Annotated in this window: 1 protein-coding gene and 1 other annotated feature; the gene reads left to right on the top strand. The window is 67.9% G+C overall.

The window, feature by feature from the left end; all coding sequences use genetic code 11:
* Positions 1 to 50 precede the first annotated feature (50 nt).
* Positions 51 to 1,315, top strand: a protein-coding gene (locus tag O9271_RS17980) for an IS3 family transposase (protein ID WP_298272831.1) whose coding sequence is annotated in 2 segments (ribosomal slippage) — positions 51 to 366 and positions 366 to 1,315 — 1,266 coding nt in all. Because the reading frame shifts where the segments join, the coding sequence is not laid out codon by codon here.
* Positions 353 to 481, top strand: a sequence feature (AL1L pseudoknot). It overlaps the preceding gene by 129 nt.
* Positions 1,316 to 1,345 lie beyond the last annotated feature (30 nt).

The following is a 1,345-nucleotide window of genomic DNA, read 5'->3' as shown; positions in this document are numbered from 1 at the left end:
TGAACCGCCCCGGGTTTGGCGGAGGCTCCCAGCTTTGAGAGATTGGGAGCATGACGAAAGACAAAGGGGTCCGGGGGCGCGGCAGCAAGCCGTTCTCGCCGGAGGTCCGCGAGCGGGCCGTCCGGCTGGTGCAGGAGCAGCGGGACGCCCATCCGACGCAATGGGCGGCGATCCGGTCCATCGCGGAGAAGATCGGCTGCACGGCAGAGACGCTCCGGCTGTGGGTGCGGCGGGCGGAGCGCGATGCGGGGCAGCGCCTCGGCGTGACGACCGACGAGCGGGAGCGTCTGAAGCAGCTGGAGCGCGAGAATCGCGAGTTGAAGCGGGCGAACGAGATTCTGCGGAAAGCCAGCGCGTTTTTCGCAGCGGCGGAGCTCGACCGCTTCACGAAGTAGGTCCCGCCGTGATCGATGCGTTCATTGACGCGGAGCGCGGCGTGTACGGGGTCGAGCCGATCTGCGCGGTGCTGCAGGTCGCCCCGTCGGGCTATTACCAGCGCCGCGCGGTCCGTGCGGACGCGACCAGGCAGTCGCCACGCGCGCAGCGTGACGCCGAGTTGCTGGAGAAGATCCGGGCGGTATTCCGCGACCACCACGAGGTGTACGGCGTGCGGAAGATCTGGCATCAGCTCCAGCGCGAAGGCGTCACGGTGGCACGCTGCACCGTCGCGCGGCTCATGCGCCGCGCGGGCCTCCAGGGTGTCGTCCGGGGTCGGCGCACGACCACCACGCGCCCGGACACCGCCGCGCCCTGCCCCGAGGATCTCGTCCAACGGCAGTTCACCGCCGAGCGGCCGAATCAGCTGTGGGTCGCGGACTTCACCTACGTCGCGACGTGGCGCGGCTTCGTCTACGTGGCGTTCGTGATCGACGTGTTCTCGCGGCGGATCGTCGGCTGGCGGGCGCACACCACCATGCGCACGGACTTGGTGCTCGATGCGCTCGATCAGGCCTTGCACGACCGCGAGCTGGATGGCCGGCTCGTGGTCCACTCGGATCGCGGGTCGCAATACGTCGCGATGCGCTACACCAACCGCCTCGCGGACGCGGGCGCGGCCCCGTCGGTCGGCAGCGCCGGCGATGCGTATGATAATGCGCTCGCCGAGTCGATCATTGGGTTGTACAAAACCGAGGTCATTCACCGGCGTGGGCCGTGGAAAGGCTTCGACGACGTGGAGTATGCGACGCTGGAATGGGTCGCCTGGTTCAACACCCGCCGCATTCTCGAGCCCTTGGGATATGTTTCCCCTGCGGAGTTCGAGGATCAGTATTACCGCACCCAAGCGGCTCCTGCGGAGCGCTTGGCACTCAACTAACCGAGTCTCCACGAAAGCCGGTGCGGTTCA

The organism is Gemmatimonas sp., assembly GCF_027531815.1.
GTDB lineage: Bacteria > Gemmatimonadota > Gemmatimonadetes > Gemmatimonadales > Gemmatimonadaceae > Gemmatimonas.
This window is presented reverse-complemented; position numbering and strand designations above follow the sequence as displayed.